Annotated in this window: 14 protein-coding genes and 1 pseudogene; 8 read left to right on the top strand and 7 right to left on the bottom strand. The window is 40.4% G+C overall.

What is annotated here, in order from left to right:
• Positions 1 to 298: 298 nt before the first annotated feature.
• Positions 299 to 451 (top strand): hypothetical protein, encoded by a 153-nt coding sequence (locus RMX69_RS26260; RefSeq protein ID WP_289795964.1) that lies wholly within the window; start codon positions 299 to 301, stop codon positions 449 to 451.
• A gap of 498 nt (positions 452 to 949) precedes the next feature.
• Here the strand turns inward: RMX69_RS26260 and RMX69_RS26255 are convergent, their stop codons facing one another.
• The 4 genes and pseudogenes from RMX69_RS26255 to RMX69_RS26240 form a co-directional block, all read right to left on the bottom strand.
• Positions 950 to 1,105, bottom strand: a complete 156-nt coding sequence (locus RMX69_RS26255; RefSeq protein WP_289795965.1) for a hypothetical protein — start codon at positions 1,103 to 1,105, stop codon at positions 950 to 952.
• Between the two features lie 637 nt (positions 1,106 to 1,742).
• A pseudogene (locus tag RMX69_RS26250) lies at positions 1,743 to 2,240 on the bottom strand (transposase); the annotation flags it as partial.
• A complete protein-coding gene (locus RMX69_RS26245) occupies positions 2,203 to 2,460 on the bottom strand; it encodes a hypothetical protein (protein WP_289795966.1) in 258 nt (85 codons plus the stop codon). The gene RMX69_RS26245 and the pseudogene RMX69_RS26250, both read right to left, overlap by 38 nt.
• 105 nt (positions 2,461 to 2,565) lie before the next feature.
• On the bottom strand, positions 2,566 to 2,859 hold the full coding sequence (locus RMX69_RS26240; protein ID WP_322639187.1) for a helix-turn-helix transcriptional regulator: 294 nt from the start codon (positions 2,857 to 2,859) through the stop codon (positions 2,566 to 2,568).
• Positions 2,860 to 3,508: 649 nt separating this feature from the next.
• On the opposite strand from RMX69_RS26240, the gene RMX69_RS26235 reads away from it, so the two are divergent.
• The 6 genes from RMX69_RS26235 (at position 3,509) to RMX69_RS26210 (ending at position 13,169) form a co-directional block, all read left to right on the top strand.
• The gene (locus tag RMX69_RS26235) at positions 3,509 to 4,888 is read left to right on the top strand and encodes a GNAT family N-acetyltransferase (RefSeq protein ID WP_322639186.1); all 1,380 of its coding nucleotides are present in this window, start codon (positions 3,509 to 3,511) and stop codon (positions 4,886 to 4,888) included.
• The gene (locus RMX69_RS26230) at positions 4,885 to 5,718 is read left to right on the top strand and encodes a hypothetical protein (RefSeq protein WP_322639185.1); all 834 of its coding nucleotides are present in this window, start codon (positions 4,885 to 4,887) and stop codon (positions 5,716 to 5,718) included. The genes RMX69_RS26235 and RMX69_RS26230 overlap by 4 nt, the downstream gene beginning before the upstream one ends.
• 27 nt (positions 5,719 to 5,745) lie before the next feature.
• Positions 5,746 to 9,768 (top strand): hypothetical protein, encoded by a 4,023-nt coding sequence (locus RMX69_RS26225; protein ID WP_322639184.1) that lies wholly within the window; start codon positions 5,746 to 5,748, stop codon positions 9,766 to 9,768.
• Positions 9,769 to 9,886: 118 nt separating this feature from the next.
• Positions 9,887 to 10,750, top strand: coding sequence for a hypothetical protein (locus RMX69_RS26220; protein ID WP_322639183.1), 864 nt, complete (start codon positions 9,887 to 9,889; stop codon positions 10,748 to 10,750).
• A gap of 2 nt (positions 10,751 to 10,752) precedes the next feature.
• On the top strand, positions 10,753 to 12,018 hold the full coding sequence (locus RMX69_RS26215) for a hypothetical protein (protein ID WP_322639182.1): 1,266 nt from the start codon (positions 10,753 to 10,755) through the stop codon (positions 12,016 to 12,018).
• A 20-nt stretch (positions 12,019 to 12,038) separates the two neighbouring features.
• Positions 12,039 to 13,169, top strand: coding sequence for a hypothetical protein (locus RMX69_RS26210; protein ID WP_322639181.1), 1,131 nt, complete (start codon positions 12,039 to 12,041; stop codon positions 13,167 to 13,169).
• Positions 13,170 to 13,277: 108 nt separating this feature from the next.
• On the opposite strand, the gene RMX69_RS26205 is transcribed toward RMX69_RS26210, so the two are convergent.
• From RMX69_RS26205 to RMX69_RS26195, 3 genes are read right to left on the bottom strand one after another with little or no spacing between them, the layout of a single operon-like run.
• A complete protein-coding gene (locus RMX69_RS26205; protein WP_322639180.1) occupies positions 13,278 to 19,007 on the bottom strand; it encodes a DEAD/DEAH box helicase in 5,730 nt (1,909 codons plus the stop codon).
• Positions 19,000 to 20,331, bottom strand: a complete 1,332-nt coding sequence (locus RMX69_RS26200; RefSeq protein ID WP_289795976.1) for a hypothetical protein — start codon at positions 20,329 to 20,331, stop codon at positions 19,000 to 19,002. Before RMX69_RS26200 ends, RMX69_RS26205 begins: the two co-directional genes overlap by 8 nt.
• A gap of 18 nt (positions 20,332 to 20,349) precedes the next feature.
• Positions 20,350 to 22,053 (bottom strand): hypothetical protein, encoded by a 1,704-nt coding sequence (locus RMX69_RS26195; protein ID WP_289795977.1) that lies wholly within the window; start codon positions 22,051 to 22,053, stop codon positions 20,350 to 20,352.
• A 506-nt stretch (positions 22,054 to 22,559) separates the two neighbouring features.
• Between RMX69_RS26195 and RMX69_RS26190 the strand changes: the two genes are divergently transcribed.
• Entirely contained in the window at positions 22,560 to 22,913 is a 354-nt protein-coding gene (locus RMX69_RS26190) for a CHAT domain-containing protein (protein WP_322639179.1), read from the top strand.
• Positions 22,914 to 23,264 lie beyond the last annotated feature (351 nt).

Raw genomic sequence — 23,264 nt, 5'->3', positions numbered from 1 at the left:
TCCAATGGTCGAGTGAGAAAACTTTTTCTCTCCCGACAATTAATCCACCCTGCCTTCCCGCGTCGGGAAGGGGGGTTAGGTTTTGGTGGACTTTTCCACATAACCTGAAAAGTCAGTCGTTACACAGGGCGAAGGCACGGGTTTTCAGAAACCCTTACTGGGTAAGGATCTGGAACAAAAAATAGGCTAAACGATAAAATGCGGAAACCCTTGCTATCAAAGGTTTCGTATACAGATGATGGGTTTGCTCTGGCTCGTTGCATCCGTTTGCAATTTCCGGAAAGTGGAAAAGCAAAGCATGAACGAGAATCGGGTTGTTACCGAAAACTTGCTCAAAACGATGAAATATCAAAATGTTTCGACACAATCAGAAAGTGCAGATTTGACAACCTGCATGGAAAGTCGAAAATGGATATTTGCGATTTTTCCCCAGTTGAACTGGAGAAAATAGCGTGAAGTCAGTGGAATCTATATCGTACTAGCCGTAGTCAAGAACAACTTCCAAATGCGAGTTTACATATTTGACATCTTGATATGTCAAATACCTGAACTTGTGAACTCCTGGCTGAGAGCAAGCGTCACGCTACACAAACACGAAACGATGCTTTAGCAAACCCTAAATAGCAATTTAAGGGATTGCTGTACAATGAGATGGCTTTTTGCTGTATATTAGCCTAATTATTGATTTACAGACGATTATATCCTCATATAGATGCTTGTCAACAGACTGTAACATTATATGTACGTATTTATATGGAGACGCACATCAATAACCCATATTGACCACGTAATAATCTGGGTTTTAGCCATCGTGTAAAAAACCTACACCTGTCAGGGGGATTAAAGTTGTTGGCTTATTCGTATCAATGAAAGTATTTCATGAACGAGTAAGCTTTTCTTATCTCAAAGAAATTTTGGGCAACCCGTACATCTAATTCCACTGTCTCTATCAGGCACAGCGATCGCTCTTTGCGGGCGGATAGCCATCACAAAGCGCGCTCAACGAAAGCAGCGATCGCTCAATGCTACTGACTATAGGTAAAGTCAAATAGAGTGCGATCGCCACTGAGGTATTTTTGTGAACACTACCATGCCAGCAATACAATTAGAAGATGTTTAAAATTTTGAATAGTCCGTCAAACTATTGTTATATAAAGCTTTTCAGAAATTATTTAATCGTTTTATTTGTTGATTAGACTAGGAATCAAGTTTTTTGAAAGTCAGGAATCAAATTGTTCAACCGTTATTTCTTCTTTGTCAGGAAATAACAAGCATTTGATGCGCTAAAATTGTTCAACCGAATTATTTGTCTACAGTAGTCGGTTATTTTTTCGTATGATAACTTTAGGTCACTCGAAAATAGAATTACATGACTACGAGCATTAGTTTTAAGATTAGTTTTGACTATAATAAGCTAATCAGCATTCAAGTTGCATAATCAGGGCGGGCAAGATGCCATTAGTGTCAACTTAAGGTTAAAATCCATTTGTCAACGATAGGTTTTGTTAGAAACGAAGTATAAAGGTGAACTTTTTCTGACTTCTATACACAAGCTGGGAGTGATGCTAATAAACAAAGCATTAATAGTCCCTGAAAAAGTTCGTTTTTTGTCCCTTGAAAACCGAATTATTCAGCCTAAATGCTTATTGACATAGTAAGTTTGAGCTTAACTTGACACCAATGGCAAGATGCCCACCCCACAAGATATTGAGAAAATTTTCATCTGCAAATTAGATGTGTTTTAGCTTAACTATATTCAGTGCTTGGGCAAATTCTTTATGAAGTAGGGTAGCGTGATAAACATCTGTTTGGATTTGATCCTCTATACTACTTTTACATAAATATTTGTTCTGTATGTTACTATAATCCAGCTTTTCACCGTATTTACGACGAGAGCGTTTATTGGGGTCAGGATTTTGATAAGGTACGTACAATGCTGAATCGTAGCGTAACTTGGAAATTATATGCAAGTTAACTTGTCGAGCCATCTGCAAAGCGTTATTGTTACCAAAATGTCCATCTATTACTAAGTAAGTAAGTGGAACAAATCCAGATAGTAATTTGAACAGCGAATTAATCATTTTTTGAATTCGCACTAATTCAGATGTTAAAGTAACCTCCACCTTATTTTTGTTCTTGCTCCCTTTTGGTCGCCCACGTCCACACTTTTCTTTGGGTTTGATTTCTGGTTTTGGCGCTACATTACTTTTTTCTACATCCTTCCTGATTACCTGTTCTATTATCGCTATTACAGGGTTGCGTTATCCATTTGCCTTCAAGATTCTGGTAAAAAGTTCCCAGAAGTTGGGAACCGTTCCAAACTCGATACAGTTCTCCCAAATCATCTGGCACTGAGTCAATTTCAATTTCTGGCGCTACTGCGTCAGCTAAGTGGTCAACATATTCCTCAAACTCTGCTTGATCCGGGGCTTGGTTGTCAAATTCATCTTGTACAATCATTTGAGTAACCTCATTGATGGGGTTTAACAAAAGGCGATCGCCTTTTTGCTTTCATCAATACATTAGTTACTTTAGTAGCTAAAAATCAAGAAAATATCTAAAACTTTAATTAGTTACTTCAAGAGTGCTAAGGAAGTCGCTTAGAGAAATACCCAATGCTGCACAAATAGCCTCTAATACTTTAATAGAGACACTTTCAGACTCACCGTACTCTAGTTTTTTGATGTTCTGATGGGAGCATTCCCCTCCTGTGGCTGCAATTTCATCAGCTAGTTTCTGCCGCGATTTTTTACCGCGTAATCGCTTTAGAAGCTCCCCCCTCTCGTTATTCCAAGCAACGAATACAACATCTGCAACATAAATATACATTTTAGTTTCTTTTTTACCCTTCTCACTCATATAATAGCTACAGCAGTAAACAAAGACCGGAATTTTGGGCTACTACAGTTTACAAACAATGAGGAGATTAAGATGAAAGCGATCGCATCAGGATAGATTTAATTTCTGGAGTCCCTTACTGTTCTCCTTGGCAATAATTTCGATATTAGAAAGCCTTCTTGGAATAACTCGCGTACATCAGCGAGATTTTAAGAGTTCTAGTCCGATTATTAGGCTTAAGGATAACTCAACTGTGAGAACCAGGGAAAATCCAGTTGGAGTTGATCGTGTTTTCGTAGATGCTTTCAATACTAAACACTTGCGAGTAGCCTTTCTGATACGACAATTGGCTGGTAGTTTAGGTGAGATATGATTTGAACAAAAGTCTTGGTTACTTGGTTGAAATTACCCAAAGTATATTGTAATATTGCAATCCATTGAATTTTAAAAAAGCTAAGTATAAATAGGGTGCGTTACGTCGGAGTCCGTAATGCACCAAAGCTTTCGGACGGTGCGTAACGCAACGCTTTCACACCCTGCGTATATTTCCAAAATCAAACATGAGTCCTATAGTAAAGCAGGCTAATTTGGCAAAGTGGTTATGTAAAGATGTTAAGTTATAAAAGCCTTATTGATATATGGAGTTAAAAAAGGTTCTTGGGTGAAGTACGTGCAGATTAAATCCTTAGAAACTACAGTAACATTTGCAACAGAAAAAGACTTACCTTTTGTCAAGGCTCTCGCAGATGCCCATCGCCATGAGATAGGTTTTGTTAATAGAGCTACTTTGGCTGAGGCAATAGCTCATAAGGAAATTTTATGTACGTCTCATGGCTTCTTGCATTTTCATCACAGGCGTGACAGAATATCCACTTTATACCATCTTTCTGTTTCCCCATCTCACCGCCGACAAGGGGTAGGTTTTAAACTAATTAGAGCATGGGAAGAATATAGCAGAACATCCGGTATAAAAACTTTACGCCTCAAATGTCCATTAGATTTGGAAGCTAATGGTTTTTATTGCCGAATGGGCTTTAGTCGAGTCAATATTGAACCAGGAGTAAAACGCAGTTTAGTTGTGTGGCACAAAAAATTAGTGTCTGCAACACCATTAAGTTCTCAATTTGTTGCATCTTTTAGTGCGGGTGGTTCCCAATTGCAGCGCCTTTTTGAACTATGGAAATCAGGCGGTGATTTGGAACGTAATCCCTTTGCTTACGTTATTTATTCACCTATCACTTGCCCACCATCTACTACCAAATTTTTGCAGCAACAAAAAGATGTAGCAAACATTAAAAGTGTCTGGTTAGATTGTGGTGCTTATCAAGTGCAGCAAGGTAAACGAACTTATGATGAACTTCTTGCCTTTTTAGATAAATTTTATAAAGAAAATCAGTGGGCAGATGGGTATGTATTACCTGACATTGTACCTTTAAGCACAGATAATGATGAGATTGTAGAGTACAAAGTCCGTGACACACTCTACCATTGTGAGGCATTTTATAGCAAAATGCCTAATTATGTACAAGAGCGTGCGATCGCTCCCGTACAGGGACGTACTATCAAGCAAATCAATCGTTGTATCGAAACCTATGCGAGACTTGGTATTCGCAGAATTGGCTTTGGTTCTTGGGGAACATCAGGCCCTAACGGAAGTGTCAATATGATATCTTTTGAGAGCTTGGCATTATTTAAAAAAGTCTGTGATATTGCTAGAGAACATGGAATGCTTGTTCACTGTTTTGGGATTGGCGGGCCAAACAGCTATAATCGCCTCCGCAGACATAACTTAATTCCCGATACTCTCGATAGCACAACTTGGTGGAAAGCTGGAGGCTTTGGCAGTATCTTTTTCCCCAATAAATCTCAAATTCAAATTACAGTGAGACGTAGTTTTGAAACCACGAAAGCGGGTGTAGAAAAGCTCAAAAGAGATACTCACCACTCCTGTTATTTTTGTGAAAGTATTGAGCAATTAAGAACTAGCCGAAATCATCGAATTATGCACAACCTAGTCGCTTGGTTGGATACATTGGAGCGTGATTTATGAACAAAAGATTGACTCTCCACCTACAGCAAAATACCACTTTGTCAAGAGTGGCGGTTATTCTGGAAAATTTTTCTATTCAACAAACAGATATTGACCAGTTAGCGGTTCTCTGTAAACTTGGAGCTACTGTTTTACAAAAAAATGTTTTTCCCTTTCTGCGTAACCTTTCTATTCTCGACAAAAAGAATCCATCTAGTTTAACTTCACTAGGTAAAGTAGCGGCTGATATTCAACAATCAAACCCAGCTTTACTAGGCGATTTTTTACACTTAGTAATTTATCAGCTACATCTTTTCGACCCTGATAAAAGGTTCTCCTGGGCTTATGCAACTGTCGTACAACAACTGTGGTTACGAAAAGAAGTTATTTTATCACCTGCTGAAAAAAAGTCCATAGTGGGAGAAGTGATTGAAAAAGCTGCTGTGAACTTTGAACTTACTGCCAGTGAAATAGCATTCAGTGATAGCAGTATCACTGGTGTCTTGAACTGGTTACATTCTCTATCACCCTGTGTAATTAAATCAGAAGGAAAATCCGAATACTTCAGTCGTCGCTACTTCTGCGCTGCTCCTATTTTTATAATGGCGGTAGACGCGATTTACAAACAACGGCAACGAACCTATGGAACTAAGATTTTCTTGCGCGAAGACATTAAAGACGCTATCTGTCAAATGCTTTTGCTAGATCCGAGTGGGTTAGACGGCACTCTAGATAATGCAAAATGCACCTATGATTATGACCAAGGAGAGTTCTTTGACTGTGGGTATGAAGGGGGTTATGGACAGTGGATTATGTTAAATAAATCCCCAGAGTGGACTCAATTAATTTAAAAATTTATATTCCCTTCAAACCTATATATGAAACGACTATTTATGAAGAAATTATTAGAGCAACTAGAATCAATTCAAGCAATTGTAGATACCGTTAGTCCATCTCAGATTGAAAGCGAACTTGAAAGTATAGCCCATAATTATGAATTATATGCTATCAGCTACGACCCACTCGAACAAGTTAAAACACTTCGAGATCGTTTAATTGATGAAATTGGTAAGGGAAAGCCTGTCAATGGCTACCTAAGTGCTGACTATGGCTATGGTAAAACAGCAACCCTGATTTATTTGTGGTCTGAGTGCAGGCAGAATACAATTGTAGCTGTGCCACCGTTCAAATTTAAAGAATTGGGCGACTTAATGGTTGCCACTTATGCCTGGATTAAGGCAAGTTTAGAACAATCCTCCCCTAGTCTTGTTCCTAAAATTGAGGCACTATATTCTCAGTACGGTCTAAAGTCTCAACAAGAACAAGCCGCAGAAATAGCCCGCAAGTACAGAGTCTCTGAAGACAAAGCTCTGAAAATTGTTCAAGAATTAAAAACTGACACCACCAATACTGATAGTGTTCTAAATTTTTGGCAGGAGAGTGTTTCTATTTTGCGGGAAGCAGGTTTTAAGGGGTTAGCAATATTTGCTGACGAATGTCAAGAATTCCTGCGGACTGAAGAGGGATCTAGCGTTCGTATCCAGATTTTGAGCGATTTAGTCAAAGGAATGCGGGCTTTAGGTTCTACACCTGTCGCACTCATTCTCGGAATGCCTACCACGCCCACTGAATCAGCGATTGAAGAACAGGCTGGTGATATTATCCACCGGATGCAGGAGCAGAAAGTATCGCTGCGATTAACTGACGCTTATAAATCTGATTTTCCGGGTAAGCTTTGGGATTTTTTGTGTGAGAAGTTTTTGCCAGAAGATAAGTCTCAGGGAAACGAGTTAGTAGATTTAGCAACCCTTGAAAGTTTGGGACAGTTGTGCGAGCGCAAAGACCTGGGAAACGGCCCTCGCACCGTTATCGAAGTCTTTAAACGCATAGTTACTTTTGCTCAAGAAAAAGGGAAGCCGTATACTCCTCTGGATTTGATTGAGGATTATCTTGAGGGACGAGTGCAGTTATACGGTACGCAGCAGCACAAAATTAGTGATGCTATTAACAAAGTAGAGTCAGTGATTTCCTTTAAAAAACATCCAAAAGGACGAGAAGTAATTAAGCTTCTTGCTAGTTTTCCATCGGGTGTGAACGCAAGTATCGCTGAGAGCTTCAGACTGTTAAAGAGTTTAAAAAAGCTGGCAGAAGACGACGATTTTTATGGTTCGTACATTGTACAACCAACCGAACGTAGCTTTGCCTTAGTTGCTCTTCTTCAAACAACTCCTCCTACAGTCATTGATAAAATTCTTGGGTCATTTCGTCGTAGCTGGTTTGGAGAGTGGAATGATGCTCAAAAAGAAAAGATAGCAACAACGATTTTCTGCCAGGAAATTCTCCCCTTACTTTTCCCAGTTTCTCGCTCTGGTCAGAAAGCCAATTGGAATTGGCGCTATAAAGGTGAATGGCAAGAGGATAGATTTGGATTTTATAATTTTTTGACCGGCTCTCCTGAGAGATATAATTTAGAGTTTCCCAACCGTTCTGTCGTTATTAGTGTTGGTGGTGAAGACTCTGACTTGATGAGATTTACTCCGCCGGAAGAAACTCACTTAGACTGGCGATTTTACTTGAGGTATGACCAGAATGCAGCTAATGTTCCACAAAGATTAACTGCGATCGCGGGGACAGGTCAAGTAGATTTCCACCTTCAGCTTGCTCGAAGCGAAAGGGAATATCCGACAGCTTTCGGCTTACTCCGCAAAATCATGGTTGCCGAACAGTGTTCAGCTTGTACGTTGCTTAATTTATCTAATTATATTCAAAACTGGCTCTCAAGCCATCCTGAAGTCAGCGCATCAGATAGAGATAGATTAGAACATCACCGTCAGGAGTGCCACGCCTTAGCTCTGCGGCTGCTATTCCCATCAATTGCATCAGAAACCTGGAAAATTCTCGGTTTAGAGGCAGTCAATGGTACGGAAACAAAACTGATAGAATCTGTGTTTTATCAAAAGTGTAAAACTCTATTTCCGAACTATCAATCTTTCTACACAAATCTGCGTCCAGCACTTCTCAAGTATAAGGTAGCGCTTGAGAAAATTTCGTTGTCTGTTCGCCGGGGTCGTCAGTTTTATCAAGCCTCAAAGGAAGATTTTGAAAATTTATTTGAAGTTGCGGGTTCTGGTCTGCCTAGCCTTTTGGCAATTTTGAAACAGCACAGTTTGATTAGTGAATCCAAAATTGCTAGTAAGAAAACAGAAAATTCTCAAGTTCAATTTACTGTTCATCCTCTGGAATCCTTGATTCAAAACCAACTCAAATCAAAAGAGGCAGTTGAAAATGTACAGGGTCAGGAAACTCAGATATGGAAAGAGGTCAAAAAACTTGGCTATCTTCAAGAAGAGTTTGAGGAAGCACTGGAATGGTTGCAACGTCGTCGCTATATAGAATGGGAGCGACCAAGGGGAATCATTCGCACTTCTGTGGCAGAACTAGACCTTAATGATTTGAAGGGTCAGTTAAATGAACTTCGCACTCATGTTTCTTCATTACTAGAAATTTTTGATGAGAAGCTTTTAGACGAGGTTCTTAGCGACCTCAATGAAGCAGAAACAACTCTTTCTTCAGTAGCAACTTCACCACAGGGGTTTAAGACAACTGAAGAGAAACTAACTTTATCTAAAGACTTTGATAGCGCAGCGTTAGCGAGTATTCGAGCGTCTGGCGTAGAGACTGCACAGAAGTTCGCGCAACACAAGGATGATGTGGTTCTTGATGGAGTTTATAGAACAATACAAAACCTAAGCGATCGCCTGGAAATATTTCGCCGGGATAAACGTTATACTCTGCAAAAAGAACTAGGTGAAATGACACGAAAATTAGAAGATTTAACGCTCGAATTGAAGGCTTCTAAAGTTAGTCAGGCAATTCTTACTATGAGTGGTTTAGAAGATTGTTTTAATGACCATCGAAAGACTTTAGAAAAACAATTTTTACAGCTAGATCAAGATTGCCATAATATAGCCAGTTCGGTTGCCTTAGAAGAAGCAGACATTCTGAAATTACATCATCAACTCAATCACTGTAAGCAGTTTTTGCAAACTAACGAAAGCACTCAAAAAAAACTTATTGATTTAGTAGCTGGTCTCGAACAGTGGCGAATTATTTTGACACGTGCTGAGAATTTACGAAACAGTTTGAGTAACGATTCAGAACATCTAGTGCGGTATAACGATGAGTTTGTTGACCGAGTGGTAGAGCATTTTAGCCGTCATGGGGTAAAAAGTTTTAGAGAATACGATCTGCTGCAAAAACCCTTGGCTGAAATTGAAGTTATTATTAAAGGTGAGAGGCGATCGCGTCGAGATAGTTTCGACCAACTACTAACTCAATACGAAGATTTATTGTGTCTAATTGCTCCTAATGAACGTTATTTGAAAGACAGATGCAAATTTGATGATGAAGACCGTGAAGGGTCTTATGAAGCCCTAAGACAAGTTTTTTGGGAAAAACTACTCCAGCAGTGCAAAAATTGGATTTTAGACTGGGAGCAACTAGAAAGAGATTTATACTTTATTGCCCGAAACCGCGAACAAGATGTGACGGCTTTTTTGAATCAAGTCAGCAATTTAAAAACACAGTTACTATCAAAAATAGACTTTTGTAAAGAAGCACTCACAGACTTTGAAAACCTTGAAGCCCAGGTTAACGAAATCAAATCTATTTTTGATAAATGTCTGGGTTTGCATGAGGAATTGAGCAAAATTCACCTTCCAAAGGATGAAAATGTTCTAGAAGAAGAAAGACAGTTTTTAAATGTCATTAGCACAGTAGAAACTGGTCTTACAATTAGCCAGGTTTGTCAAAGTTTACCAGATAATCAGGATGTATGGAAACTTTTAAAGACTTTGCACAAAAAGGGATACTTAGAGATTACGCTCCGCCAACGAGATTAATTTTTACTTTGAAAGCAAGGGTATTTTTGAATAAAAATAGCCAGACTACCGTAGCACTCCGATTAAGTGATAAGCAATAAAATAGAATAAACTTTCTACTTATACACTTAAAGGTACTATGTCCAAGATAATTCCAATTTTTTATTTACCTAAAGAGTATCCAGAGGATATGAGCATACTTGCAAAGGGTCTTGTAGTGAATAACGGTCAGACCTTAAAGAATGCTTTGTATTGGCTAGAAGGTAAGCTAGTTACTCACAAAGTAAATAAAGGAAAACCAGCAGGTACGCCTATGTCTGCTACAACTATAAAAAACTATTTAGCGGGTTTTTATGTTCTCGATCTGTATAAAGCAGATGGATATATATACTCAGAGACAAACACTAAAAAGACCACAGCATCGATTTCTGTTCAATCAACAATCAAAGTTATTAATTCTTTACAAGACATATCACATAATTTGCCCTCTATTGAAGTTTTTAATGAAAATTTAACTCAGATTTGTTCTCAGTACTCGCAACTTGTTAAAGATTACACTAACGCTAGGTTTCAACTTCATGAAAAACATCAATTATCTGAAAATCCAGAACCATCACTACTTCAAAAATTATTAATACAACACTGTGGCTACAGCTATGTTGGTAATCCAGGGGTGGGTTATCTGGATTTGTTTTATAGAGACAAAATACAAATTGACAATTACTTAAACCTCTTAGACTTCATTTTAAATAATTACCGCGATATTGCCCGAAAAAGTCTTGGTTTAGTTCCAGTTTCTCAAATTCGTGATACAATTTTGAGTTACGTATCAGCTTATACAGAAGAAGACTTCAAAAAACATCTGATTCAGTTGCAGCTCACTCACCGTATCGAATTAAGAACAACTAAATCTCAGCTTGCCCGTAATATGGGAATTGAGTTAATTGACATTCGAGGAGTCAAGTATGGATTTATCAAACTTCTGGAACCTATGGCTGTTTAACTATGTCCTATCAAAATGTTAAGGGAAAACTCATAGAACCTGCTCTAAATCCCTATGTCGCTTCTGGCTCTGCCATGTCAGTATTAGAGCAGAACTATGATTTTACAATTGTTCATACAAAATTTATTAACAATCTTCTAGAAGAGGTTAGACAATCACTGAAAATAAAGAGAACAATAAAACTATTTTTTGTTGGAGATTATGGATATGGCAAGACAACTTTATTAAATCTTATAGCCAAAGAATTTCGTGAAACAACCGGTATCTGCATACCCATTAAATTCTCTGAGATAGTTACGCCAGTCGCTGCTTCTAGTCACCCTGATAAGCACTTTGAGAGTCTTCTGGGAGCTATTTTAACCAAGATGTATAACGTTTTGGTTCAAGAAGGATATTTGACAAAACAAGATGAAGGACTATTTAAGGAGATAGAGTTGATCGATCTCTTCGACGTTTTTTTTAAAATGCTGGAACGAACCCAGAAACAGAATATATTAATTGCTTTTGATGAAGTAGAACTCCTCTTTTCCAACCTAGAACTAAAACTTTCATATTTTATGACTTTTTTGCACGGGTTGTCGGAAAAATTTTCAAACCGACCTGGTTGGGGATTGTGTATAAGTGTCACTCAAGAATACTATAGTCAAATAATTTCAGAGGCTAGACAGTTACAAGAAGCTAGGTTTAATTTTAAAATTATCACTCCTCTCCCTTTAATAGAAGTTAAAGAATACATAGAAACAAAAAATAGTGCAGTTACTTTGAGAACGACTGATAAAATTTATCCTTTTGAAGAGGAGGTAATTGATTTTATAACAGTAGTCTCTGGAGGGGTTCCAAGATATGTAGAAACTATTGGCCAATTGCTTTGGGCAGAAGCAGAACCCCACCACACATCGGTTAGTATTGAAACTGCTAGAAGAATTTTCAGTAATACTTATCGAGTTTACGCATCACCGTATTTCTCTGAGTTACGGGACAGTTTCAATTTTACGGAAGAAGCTGAAGCTTTTTTGAATATTCTCTTTTTTAGCGGTGGGAGAAGACAGTCAGTTCCAGAACTTTTGAAGTTGAAGGATGCTTGTTCAATTTCATATTTTTATGGGCTGTCCGTTGAACAAGCTAATTCTAGACTGAAAAAAGCAAGTACAGAACTCAGAAATAAGTTAGGGGCACAGTACTTAGAAGTGTTTGGGCAAAAACCATATAGGTACACTCTCACTAGCTTAGTTTTCCAAGATATCTTCCGTTCGCGTGAAAGAATTTAATAAGAGATAGTATTGAATATATGACCCAAAAAGACTCTAATAATTATCCTAAATTAAAGGGAAATATTATAACGGATGAAATCAAGTCATTGCGAAGAAAAGTGTTAGAAATAATGGCTCCATACAGGAGACCTATTTCTTCTATTTTACCAGAGAAAAGAGAAGTAGATGAAAAGGAAATCTACGATATTTATTACATAGACGCTATTGCTGAAAAATTGCGAGAAGCTCCGGGAAATATATCTACCAATACACTCCGTGAATGGTTAAATCAATTTGATACGTTGATTGAGAAGAATATAGCTTATTTGCTTTTGAAAGAAATTCAATTTTTTTCAGAAGATAATATTAAGTCATCCGTGAGGAATTTACGAGACAAACTTCTGGATTTTCTAATCGATCAAGAACATTTAAGGGAAGTATTTCATTCTCTTGAAAACCCAGCAGCAAAGACTGAAATACAATTTAAAAGGTGGTTACGTAATAAAGTTATCCGGTATGCTTGGCTTCCTCAACCACAAACAACAGGTGTTGAAAGCCAGCATGGACTTTGGGACTATTATGAAATTCATGCTCTTACTGGTTCTGAAACTGCTTGCCCTTCTGCAAGTAAACCTAGACTCCTAAAAGATTATTTTGAAAATCCTTGGTACAACGATCCTGAAAATGTAACCCCGGAAAATACTGTTTTTGTTTTTATGGATTACATAAATGGAACTGGGAGACAATTGTCCAAATGTGTTCCCCTCATCAACGATCTATTGGAACAGTCCCCTCAATGGAAAAAGTCATTTTTTATTTTTATGTATATTGCTCAATCAAAAGTTTTTAAAAAAGAAAATGTAAGTTTATCATCAGAAAACTGGCAGACAATTTACAATGAACCAGTGTTTTCCTATAAAGATTCAAAAATTATGCAAATTCTATCTAGTCATAAAATATTAGAAATAGAATATGAAAATTTTGTCAATAAATATTGTCAACGCGCTGGAAGCACATCTTTAGGATATCTCGACTCTGGCTCTCTAACTTGCTTTTACCGTAGTTGCCCTAACAATACCTTGACATTTTTTTGGAAATCTTCTGCTGACTGGACAGCAATTTTTGACCACAGCCAGACTCCAAACGCAACACGCTATGGAAAACGTTAAATTCCATCATGATGGTTTGGAGCCAAGTAGATTAAAAATTTTAATCTTTTTGTCTCTTCAACCTACGTCTCTTCCTCTCAAACTTCACTTGTTGCTCATAAACTACTTTTAAGCATAATCTGCTGGGCGACGTAAAACCTTAAACGGATTGGCAGATATTACGTCAAAACCCGTATATTGTTGCCTTGCCATTTCCTCTGCCGCTATCCACTCAGGATGCTCATCAGTCCACAATGGATGTCGCAAAATCAATACCTTTGCCAACTTCCCACTGCGAACGTAACCACGTAAACTGCCAAACTGTACATGTGAAGTGTACCCCAGACGTGCCAAGGTAGCAGGGATTGGTGCTTTTGCTCCTAGAATTAGATTCCTCCAAGGATTGGGACAGCCATTCCAAGATGATTCAAGGTCGATCGCACTGGCACTTGATGACGCTATCCGCGCCATATCCAACGCTAACCGCCAGTCTAAAAGACCATGATAGGACAAATTGTAAAAATCTCGCAGGCACAAATTGCAAGAGGTATCGCACTCGCTTTCATGCTCTGGAGACATCCACTTTGCGGCGATATTATCGGGATGCATTGGTTCTGCCATCGCCATCAATCTGCTCAACTGGGCAGCATCATTAAAAAACTGGCAATATCCTGCACCATTTTCTAGCTTGTCACATAAAAATGCTTGACCGATAGGTTGTCCCGTCACTTCATCTGGCAAAACACGCAACCCCGCTTCCAACTCCAAGGCATCCACATCCAACAGCGCACCCGCCGCAATTCTCAGCCAAAACGCGAAAGAATACCAACCGGCACGCCCCTCAACCGTCGTCGGATCGGCAAACACCCCAGAAGGCCACTGTTGAATATTGACCAGCAAAATATCTGTTACCCGCCGCGAAATCAACGCCACACGGTAAGCAGCACCAGAGACGGAAACATAACCCTCCTCGCCAACAGCATAAGCCCCATTCTTCAATTCCCCGTAAATTTTGGCGGCTTGGAAATCGAATCCTCCCTTCCCTTCATGATCATTCACTGAGAGAATTTGGTCAGTTAGCGCCACCACCGAACAGTTGCCGACATTGGCAGAGGCAACTCCTCTGGCATCCACAGTCAAAGAAGGACGAGTCGATCGCGGTTGCCACTCGAACTGTCCATCAAAATCTTGCGGTTCCAGATCGCTAAAAAAGCCCTTCGGTTCGCGGACATCCAGAGGTATGAGAGAGGGTTCGGGGTATTGACAAACTGGACAGGTTTGCTTTTCAGGTTCCCGTTTTCCTAATGCGGGTTGTGGCATAGCAGGCAGGGACAGAACCGCCTGACAATGTTCGCACACTCCGATGGGGTTGGTGTTTCCTTGAGGCAAAGGCGGGTAAAAACCATTTTCTGAACTGACAACCTTCCCTGCTGGCCTCAGCACCACCACACCAACTGCCGTGTGAACTGCCTTATCCTTAACTGTTTCCGAACCCGGTGCAAATTGACTGAGAGCAATATCCAAATTACGATCAACAAGACCATCTTCTGGGGGCCAGGGGAAAGATTGGCGGGGCCAGCGCGTGTAAAGCACTCGCACACGAGTCGGGAAACCAAACATTGGCAGCAAACCAGCATTGGCGAGGCGTTCGCTCAAAGCATCCTGGGAGTAAGATTCATTGCTAGCAATCTCTCTGATTTCCTCAATCAGGCGATCGCGCAAATAGCTTCGCATTTCCTCTTGAAATTTCTCACCAGCCACACCCGCCCAAGGGGTTTCAATACTGAGAGATTCCATAATCGAATTGATAACCTCTTCATTCCTAGCATCTTGCAGCCACTCTCGAATTTCCGGCTCATAAGTTGCCCATTCTTCAGCCGTGCCAAATTCCCCATGTACATTATCAGTTTGACTGCCTTGACTCAAAATTGGTGTGTCGGTAAAAGCTTGGCGCAATACCTCTTTAATTAACACCCGTTTGTAGATTGTTTGGCTTCTCATATCCACATAGGGAGGCGGGGGCGGATCGCCTGTCATGCTTTCAGGACGTTGGTAGTAAAAATCATCGTGGCTTCTCCCCCGGCAAAATGTCACCGCCAGAGAAACCCCACTAGCGCGACGACCAGCCCGCCCAACTCGCTGCTGGTAATTAAAGCGTCGCGGCGGCATATTTGCCATCATTACCGCATTGAGAGCGCCGATATCAACCCCTGCTTCCATAGTGGTTGTCACGCTTAACAAATCGACTCCGTAAATCTTCTTTTTGGCAAGTTCATTAGCAATGAAAACTTCCTGAAACCAACGCTGTCTTTTCGGTCTTTCTGCTTTATCAGTTTGCCCGGTCAATTCTTCGCAATTCATGCGAAACAGCTTGGCATCTGGTCTATCTGTTAATTCAGTGTAATAATCAAAATCCGATGTTAACTTTTCTGGTGCAACAGGTTGCAAAGATTCAGGATCGATGACCACATCATGGAGATAAAACGCATTGGTTTGCGGACACCTGTAGACTCCCTGACTCAGTTCTGGAGGGACTAAAGTTAATTTATCTGGGTTTAAAATCAGTCCATTAGACGAAGAAATTCCTGCCCCTGACTGTAACAATTGCTGTTGCACTTCATCGTCAGTCACGCCCCAATTTCGTATTCCTGCAAGATAATCGAGCGAGTAACGCCGAAAGTGGTTTTCTGTGCCTTGATAAATCCAAGAGCAATATTTATATAAACTTCTAACGCCTAACTGACGGATAACGGCTTCTGTGGCATTAATTAAAGCTAGTGAAGCATTTTTGTCAGTTTGGTAACTCACCCAACCTTGACCCAAGGCTTCCAGCGTCCTGGCAATATGGGGGAATAAAGCATACATTAGCTCTGCCATCAACAGAGCGTCCAAGCGAGCAATATGCTGTCCTTGTTCTGCATCAGCGTTGACTAAAGGCAAGGGAACAGCATTACTCCAGTCGTAGCAATTAAACCAAAAATCCCAGAATTTATCTGCTGTTTTGTATCGCTTGGCTTTGAATTCTGAGCCACCGTGACAGATACCTATTTCTAGTAATTGATCGCGAATTGTGCCGCGTAAATTTGCTAAAGGAATTCGCCCTGGATAACATTCTAATAACTTTACCCAGTCCACATGAGCTTGCTGATTATTAGGTGGCGCTCCCATGAACCACCTTAAGGCTTCAGTCATTAGATGATCGTTAGCAGCCTCAAATCTTCTCTGTGCGATCGCATCTTCTGGTTGGGAGGGTTTTGTAACTTCAGCATAAAGAAGCGAATTTAACGTTTGTAACTGGGGAAGATTAGCAGGGTTAAAGGTAAACATTATCCGCAGGTAGGAAACCAAATCACCCCAATATTGCCGAAACGATTGAATCATAGTGAGGCGTACCATATCTCGATAATGATCTCGTTCCATTCCCGCAGCCAGTTTTGCCGCATCTTGGCGACTGTCAGAAAAAATCACAAGTTTTCGGGATGAAGATGTTCCTATCCCTTCATCGGTCATTTCTCGGAATAAAGCTCCCGCCAAGACTTGACAGGCTTTTTGAAACCCTGTCCGATGACTTCTTAAAGGTGTTCTGAATTTCTTGCGCTTTCCGTAGTCAGCATCGCACCGAGGACATTTGCTTGGCATGGAAGGCTCTGTTGCAGCTTTTTGTCCGGTGGAGGGTATTGAAGGCGGTACTGCTGCTTTTTTTCCGGCTTTTTTTTCGTGAACTTGATACAGCCATCCTGGAACCTCTTTGTCTAAGTTGAGCGGTACAATTTTTTGGGAAAGTAAACCTGTTGTTTTATCTAACTTAGCCTTGACCCACTTTCGCTCGATTTTGTCAAGATCCCATTTCAAATCTTGCGGTTCAACTGACCAAGCGGGTTGATCGTGGGGGAGTGGCCAAAATACAGCATATTGCCCATGTTGTTGCTTGAGGTTAACACGGTCAGGCATATTTTCCAGATCGGGTCTGTCGGAAGTAAGAATGAAATTACCTTCACCAAAAGGCCGTTTATAACCGCCGAGAAATACATCACCGCAGACTTCACACACAATTAAATCCAAAACGCGAGAACCGCAAGAGCAGGCAATTCGATGGGTAGTATGAATAGCTCCAACTGTAGGAAGTTCTGAAGTGGCGGCGGTGCGAGCTTGGGCATCAATTGCATCATCATCGCATTTGGGATTGCAACACGCCCAAAGATTTTGCAAGTTATGGAAGAACAAATGCCCACGCATTGGTTGTGGCGAACGTCCTGTTTTTGTGAGTTTGGACATTCCCAAGGCTAGTAGCAAACCTCTCATAGCATCAGAGGCGATCGCATTTGGGGAAATGGTAGCCCCAGGAAATAATACCCGATCTAAATTTTCCACTCGCGCCGGACGCACTGTGCGATCAACGGCAACAATTTGACAAGCATCTCGCAATGCATCAGCAGCTTTAATATTTTCGAGAGCTTCTCCTAGAGCTTCCGCTCCCTTTCCATCTTTACGAGGGTATGCCAAACGCTCGGTTAACTGATTTAATTCCCGATCAAACCGACCGATTTCGGGAACGCCAGCCAAAGGATCGCCTTGAATGTTCTGGGCAAAGTCTGCAAAAGCACTTTGATAAGGTAATAAAAATGTTCGCGCCCCCCGCTCAGGTTCGGTTTGCTGACTTTTGATAAACTCAAATCTATCTCTGCCAAAAAATTCCTGCAAAAACTTCCGCCCTGAACTATCATCTGTCAAACTAGCTGTAGTCGTCAGAATGCGAAGTTGAGGAGAATCTGGGGTTAAACCGAGTCGATACAAAAGTAACCGGATAATATAAGCCACCTCCGTACCAGGAGTTCCTCGGTAAGAGTGAAGTTCGTCAACGATCAGGAAAAATTCTCGCTCTGGATGTCCGGGTTCTGCTAACCATTCCTTCGTCTGCTCAAAAATATCGTTCTCAATGCTCCGCATCATCATAATGTTGAGCATTGAGTAGTTGGTAATTAAGATATCTGGTGGGGTTTCTTGCATATCCCACCGCGACCACATTTCACCGCCATCCAGTCGGGGAAAGTAGTATTGCAGATTGCGATCGCAGTTGGGATCGTTATTCAGTGCATCCAAAACCTCTTCACGTTCTTCCTGTATCTTTTGCAAAATTTTACGGAGGCGATCGCGGCTTTGTTTTGTTTCTCTGCCGGAAACTGGAGTTAAGCCAGTATAGCGACCAAAAGTGATATAATTTCCTTGACGCTGTTGTTCCAACCACCTGTGAACGTCATTGTCATCTAATGCTATTCGCAGTCGTCGCAGTTGGTCTTCTACTAAAGCATTCAGAGGATAAAGAATAATCGCTCTCAAAGCGTGGGGACGAGTTGTGTGCGCCCACTGCGAAACTCTGATATCGTTATTATCATCTTTAGAATTATTCCACCACTGGCGGTTAGCAGATGGTGAGCCTGAAGTAGTCCAAGTTAACGACTCTCGTGCGAGTTGGGCAAAAAGTGGCAGCAAGAAACACTCAGTTTTTCCCGAACCTGTGCCGGTGGTGACGACAATATCTTTACGGTTGACTAAAACTTCATCTAGACTTTGCCTTTGGTGTCGATACAGTTCGATATTGGAGGGAAAGAGCTTTTGCCCTAATGATGACAAACCACTATATTCTGATGGTAGCCGCTTTGTTGCAGCCGCTAGATTCAGACCGGAAGAGGGATAGATGGGTACGGTTTCGATTAAGGGCGGTTGACTTAAAACTCCGGTTTGATTGAGAACCCGAAAGCGTTCTTCGCCTAAAACTTGCGATCGCAAAGGAAAAGCACTTTTGATGTAAAGTCGATACAGGCGATCGAGCCTTTGATAAGCTCCTAGTAGGTCATGCACAGCTAAAACCCTCGTCGCAGTTTATATAAAGTTTTTTTGTCAATTTTTCTGCTAAATTTGGAGCAATATTTTCATAAATAAGCCATAGATTCTGTTCGGTTTTGTGATAGATTGGCACAAATCCAGAAGCTAGCACTAAAGCACGTTCGTATAATTCAGGCCATCGTTGAGAAAACGGAATTGCTAAACGTGCGGTTGTAGAATCGTAATGGGCGATAAGCAAGCGATCGCTGTAGTGCAGAGCGAGAAATCTTAACCCATACCAATCTCCTTGTAGCCAAGTATCGGTTTCTGCTTCATAAAAAAGGGTCATACGGGAAAAATCGCTGCCTTCTCTATTCCACATTTGGTACATTCCAGTTTCGTTCTGGAAAGTGCGCTCAACAAAATCATTGCCGTCAAATCGCATCCATTCGTAAAGAGATGGCACTATACCCGGTACGCTTCTAAGACTCTGCTGCCAAATTCTCATATCCGGTAAGATGTCAGCCAGTCGGCTCGATACATCACCCGTGTTAATAATAGGAAACTGCTCTGTAATTATATTACGTTCGTTTACTTTCAGACGAATACAAGGTGGTGCATTTCCTGTGGGTTGGGAAAGGGGTATTATCTCTGCATATTTTTCTAACTGGGTGAGCCAACTGATGCAACGCTGACCGCATAAAATAAATTCTTGTGAGTTTAACTGAGAGTTAATTTTCACAAGAGTCGCAGGAGCAGCAGACCATCGTTTACCATCTAATGAAGATTCAACATGACCGAGCAACCTAAGTCGGCGTAAGATGCGTTTAGGTTCTTCAAGTTGCAAGACTTCACACCCTTTCTTGAAAGATTCCCAAGTTCCACTACCAAGAGCGGATAGCCAGTAAAGAAGTTGCTCGGATCGACGGGATATATCAATATCAATGAATGAATTATTGATAGATGCTGATTCTATTAAGTCAAATGGATGATCGCAGGTTAATTCCTGTACGGGCTGATAGGGAATGTTGTTACTATACTCATAAACATCATGAGCGACCCCAACCATAGGTTTTATTTCTTCATAACTAAAGCTGGGATTACCTGGAATAGTAGATTTAAAAAAAGGTAGTTTAAGCAGATTTGATTGAACTTCCGTTGGTATGTCACCTTTTTGTAAACTTTCAAGCGCCAGAAAAAAGTAAAATGGTTTGCGTGATTTTACCCCTTTTTCCACTCGTAAAAGCGGAACGAAATTTCCCAAATTGTGACGTTGAACTTGCTTGGAAATTTGCTCAATAAGTTCTTGTGGATTTCCCCTATAAGAAAAACCTTTATACCAGCGCTGGATTTGTGGCATTATGCACCTGATTTGCTTTTACTCTTTTGCAGAAACAGTCTGAATGACGCTGCCACATATATAATTCCCAGAACTAATAGGTGTTATTTCATAACGTTGTGGTTTTTCTATACCAAGCCAACTCCAATCGACGATTTTGACCAAACGTTCTGTGGATTCTCCTGCACAAGTTGCCTTGACAACATAGTCTCCTGAACTTGGTAAATTTACCGAAATTGGCGTATTTGTACTTTGCGATCGCTCAATTATTGATAAATTATCCAATAATCGAGTTATTTGTAACGTCACAGTGGGATAAAAACCAAAGATGGTAACTTGAGGACTATGACCCTCCAACCATGCGCTCTGCTGCGGAACACGTAACCCCCCTGAAAAGCTAATAGATAAACAAACATTGGGCTGCAAAGCATCCTTAAGTTCTTGATTGCTAATAAATACTCCATTCCAAGCTAAGGAAATAACCATACACTGGTGAAGCTCTACCCAGTTTGAATTATTAAATACAGGCTGAGGTTCACCGCTCCACTCTATTAGCCGCTCATCTCGCAAGCGATTGATATCTGGAAGTAGTTCTTTTTTACATAGCAGGATAAATTTAGTGCCGAGTGATGGTTGACCCCAAGTTGCATAAACTCCTGTATCTGTATCATCTGGATCGGGAATTAACATCCAAAAATCACGAGAAGGTAAAACCAGAGAATCAAGGTCAGATTGCAGAATAATTGGGTATTTAGCACCGCGTTCCAATTCACTTAAACTTAGAGGAAATTCTAAGGGTAAATACCAGCCAGGGCGTTCATCTATTAACCGTTGATCTCTCTTACCATACTGAATTTTTATAGTGTTTAACTCCCATCCCCGCACTTTTTTTGGGTAAGGATAGTAATTAACATCACCAAAAAACGGATCTTCTGTGCGATATAAACCAGCAAATATGTTACGACTCCAATTACGTACTCCTGCTTTTACTACTGCTGGCCGTCCTTGTGCTTGCCACTGCTGGTAAACTTCATGAATAGATTCGGCTACTGCTTCATAGCGTTCCCTGTTATCAGTTAGCAATAGTTTGAGATGTGTAGAGAGTCGCTGCGCTTCTCGTCTCACACCAGCAAACAGAGTCATAGCATCCCACTGCGCTGTCCATTGTTTCTCATTAAACAGTTGTACAAGTCGGTTTTTATCTGTACGACGAAGTAACGATTGAGAAATTGGATAATTAATATAAGTGGTTGGGCCTCCACGACCTCGATGTGCTGAAGGCATGAATCCATTTACCATCAACCAAAGATTCCAGCCTTCCCATAAGGGTTCTTCTCCTTGTTTACCAAACTTCATACCTGGCGGACGACCATTTTCTGATGTTGGCAAACCTAATACTGCTTTTAGACGCTTAAAATAGTTCTCTTCTGAGATTTCCTCTTCATCTACCATTTCATTGGCAGCCAGAACCATTGCACCTAAAAAAGCAACTCCTTGCGGTAAGCTGTCTAAATTACATCCTTGCAATTTAACCAAATCAACTCGTCCTTGTGTGACAACTTTTTCTCTTACGGCTCTACGGAAGTCATCACTCCAATTGCCATCTTCAATTTTTTGGTTGAATTTCTGACCAATTTGCTCTAAAATTTCATTGTCAACACTCAGATAAACTCTTTTACCCCGTGGCAAGCCAGTGGTAAAATAAAATATAAGCGCTTGATTCCACTCTCTGTAATTTGCCATTGCAATTCTAAGTACTTTGATCTTGATGTGTGTATTTATGCGTTTATAGACAAAATATTAGATACACTCATGCTTTGGTCAGTACAATTTTTTATACCTTCATTATCACAATAAATTATACAATTATTATACTTAAAAGGCGAGGTGTGGTTATCGCTTTTATACCAAACTTCACTATTTACGGTAAGAAAATGTCATAGACCAACAAGTTTTCTAGAAGCGTACCAGTCCTTCATTTACACTTGGGAATACATGGAGCCGAAATCAGCTTGTAATATGCGTTCCAAGCAGTTTTGTTCTGGGTAGACTTCAGAGCGATCGCTGGTGATCATGATGGAAAGTCCCAACAAAGACGGCTGAAAACTTCATTTTCTCATCACCTTGCAAAAGTTTTTGGTCTACTGAACGTAATACATCCTAACTGGAAATACTTTTGGCAAATACTTGCTAAGGCTGGTGTGAGGAAAGGCTCAAAAGATTAGTTTGATCGCGCAGTGAAGACTTCCGTGCCGAACTATAGTATGTTCACCACTTTAGAAACAACTGCTCTGAATCTGGTAGGCACAAAACTGGTGCTATTATCCACCTGTGATACAGGTTTAGGAAATATCTCGGCTGATGAAGGGATTTATGGCTTATGTTGCGCTTTGGTAATTGCTGACGCTGAAAGTCAGCTGATTATCTTATGCAAAGCGGCAGATATTTATAGCAAATATTTGATGATAGCCTACTACAAAAAATTACTATACAATAAGGGACGAAGTGAGGTACTGCGCCAAACACAACTAGAAATGTTGGAGAGTGAAAAGCATCAACATTCTTACTATTGGACAGCAATCACAAATTTTAGAGTTAAGTGATCGCTCAATGCTACTGGCTATAGGTAAAGTGAAATAAAGTGCGATCGCATCCCTCGAAACTCAAGCTTTTGATTCAGCTTTGTACTTGGAATGCTTAGGCGCAGCCAGCCGTAGGCATCGTTACTAAATCTTGGAGCAAATATTCCCAAATCCTTACAGGGAAATCGGTTGCAAAATTGTACAACTTTTTTATCTGTTTTTATATGGTAGTATGATGAAATTGTAGAACTTTATTTTTTTAAATCTTCTCAGTAGCTCACGATATAATAGTGCTTGTAGCCGCGTAAATTGTACAACTTTTTTAGTTGTTGACAAAACTCTGCCATTATTTGGTTATTGGGGTGCTGGAAT

Origin of the sequence: Nostoc sp. EspVER01, from assembly GCF_034530635.1 — a bacterium.
In the GTDB taxonomy this organism is placed as follows: Bacteria; Cyanobacteriota; Cyanobacteriia; order Cyanobacteriales; family Nostocaceae; genus Nostoc.
Note: the sequence above shows the minus strand (reverse complement) of the source record. Positions and strands in the feature narration are given on the sequence as shown.

Coding starts and splice junctions, on each gene's coding strand:
- RMX69_RS26245 (WP_289795966.1), bottom strand. CDS start 2,460: ATGATTGTACAAGATGAATTTGACAACCAAGCCCCGGATCAAGCAGAG.
- RMX69_RS26240 (WP_322639187.1), bottom strand. CDS start 2,859: ATGAGTGAGAAGGGTAAAAAAGAAACTAAAATGTATATTTATGTTGCA.
- RMX69_RS26200 (WP_289795976.1), bottom strand. CDS start 20,331: ATGCCACAAATCCAGCGCTGGTATAAAGGTTTTTCTTATAGGGGAAAT.
- RMX69_RS26210 (WP_322639181.1), top strand. CDS start 12,039: ATGACCCAAAAAGACTCTAATAATTATCCTAAATTAAAGGGAAATATT.
- RMX69_RS26220 (WP_322639183.1), top strand. CDS start 9,887: ATGTCCAAGATAATTCCAATTTTTTATTTACCTAAAGAGTATCCAGAG.
- RMX69_RS26260 (WP_289795964.1), top strand. CDS start 299: ATGAACGAGAATCGGGTTGTTACCGAAAACTTGCTCAAAACGATGAAA.
- RMX69_RS26230 (WP_322639185.1), top strand. CDS start 4,885: ATGAACAAAAGATTGACTCTCCACCTACAGCAAAATACCACTTTGTCA.
- RMX69_RS26195 (WP_289795977.1), bottom strand. CDS start 22,053: ATGGCAAATTACAGAGAGTGGAATCAAGCGCTTATATTTTATTTTACC.
- RMX69_RS26215 (WP_322639182.1), top strand. CDS start 10,753: ATGTCCTATCAAAATGTTAAGGGAAAACTCATAGAACCTGCTCTAAAT.
- RMX69_RS26225 (WP_322639184.1), top strand. CDS start 5,746: ATGAAACGACTATTTATGAAGAAATTATTAGAGCAACTAGAATCAATT.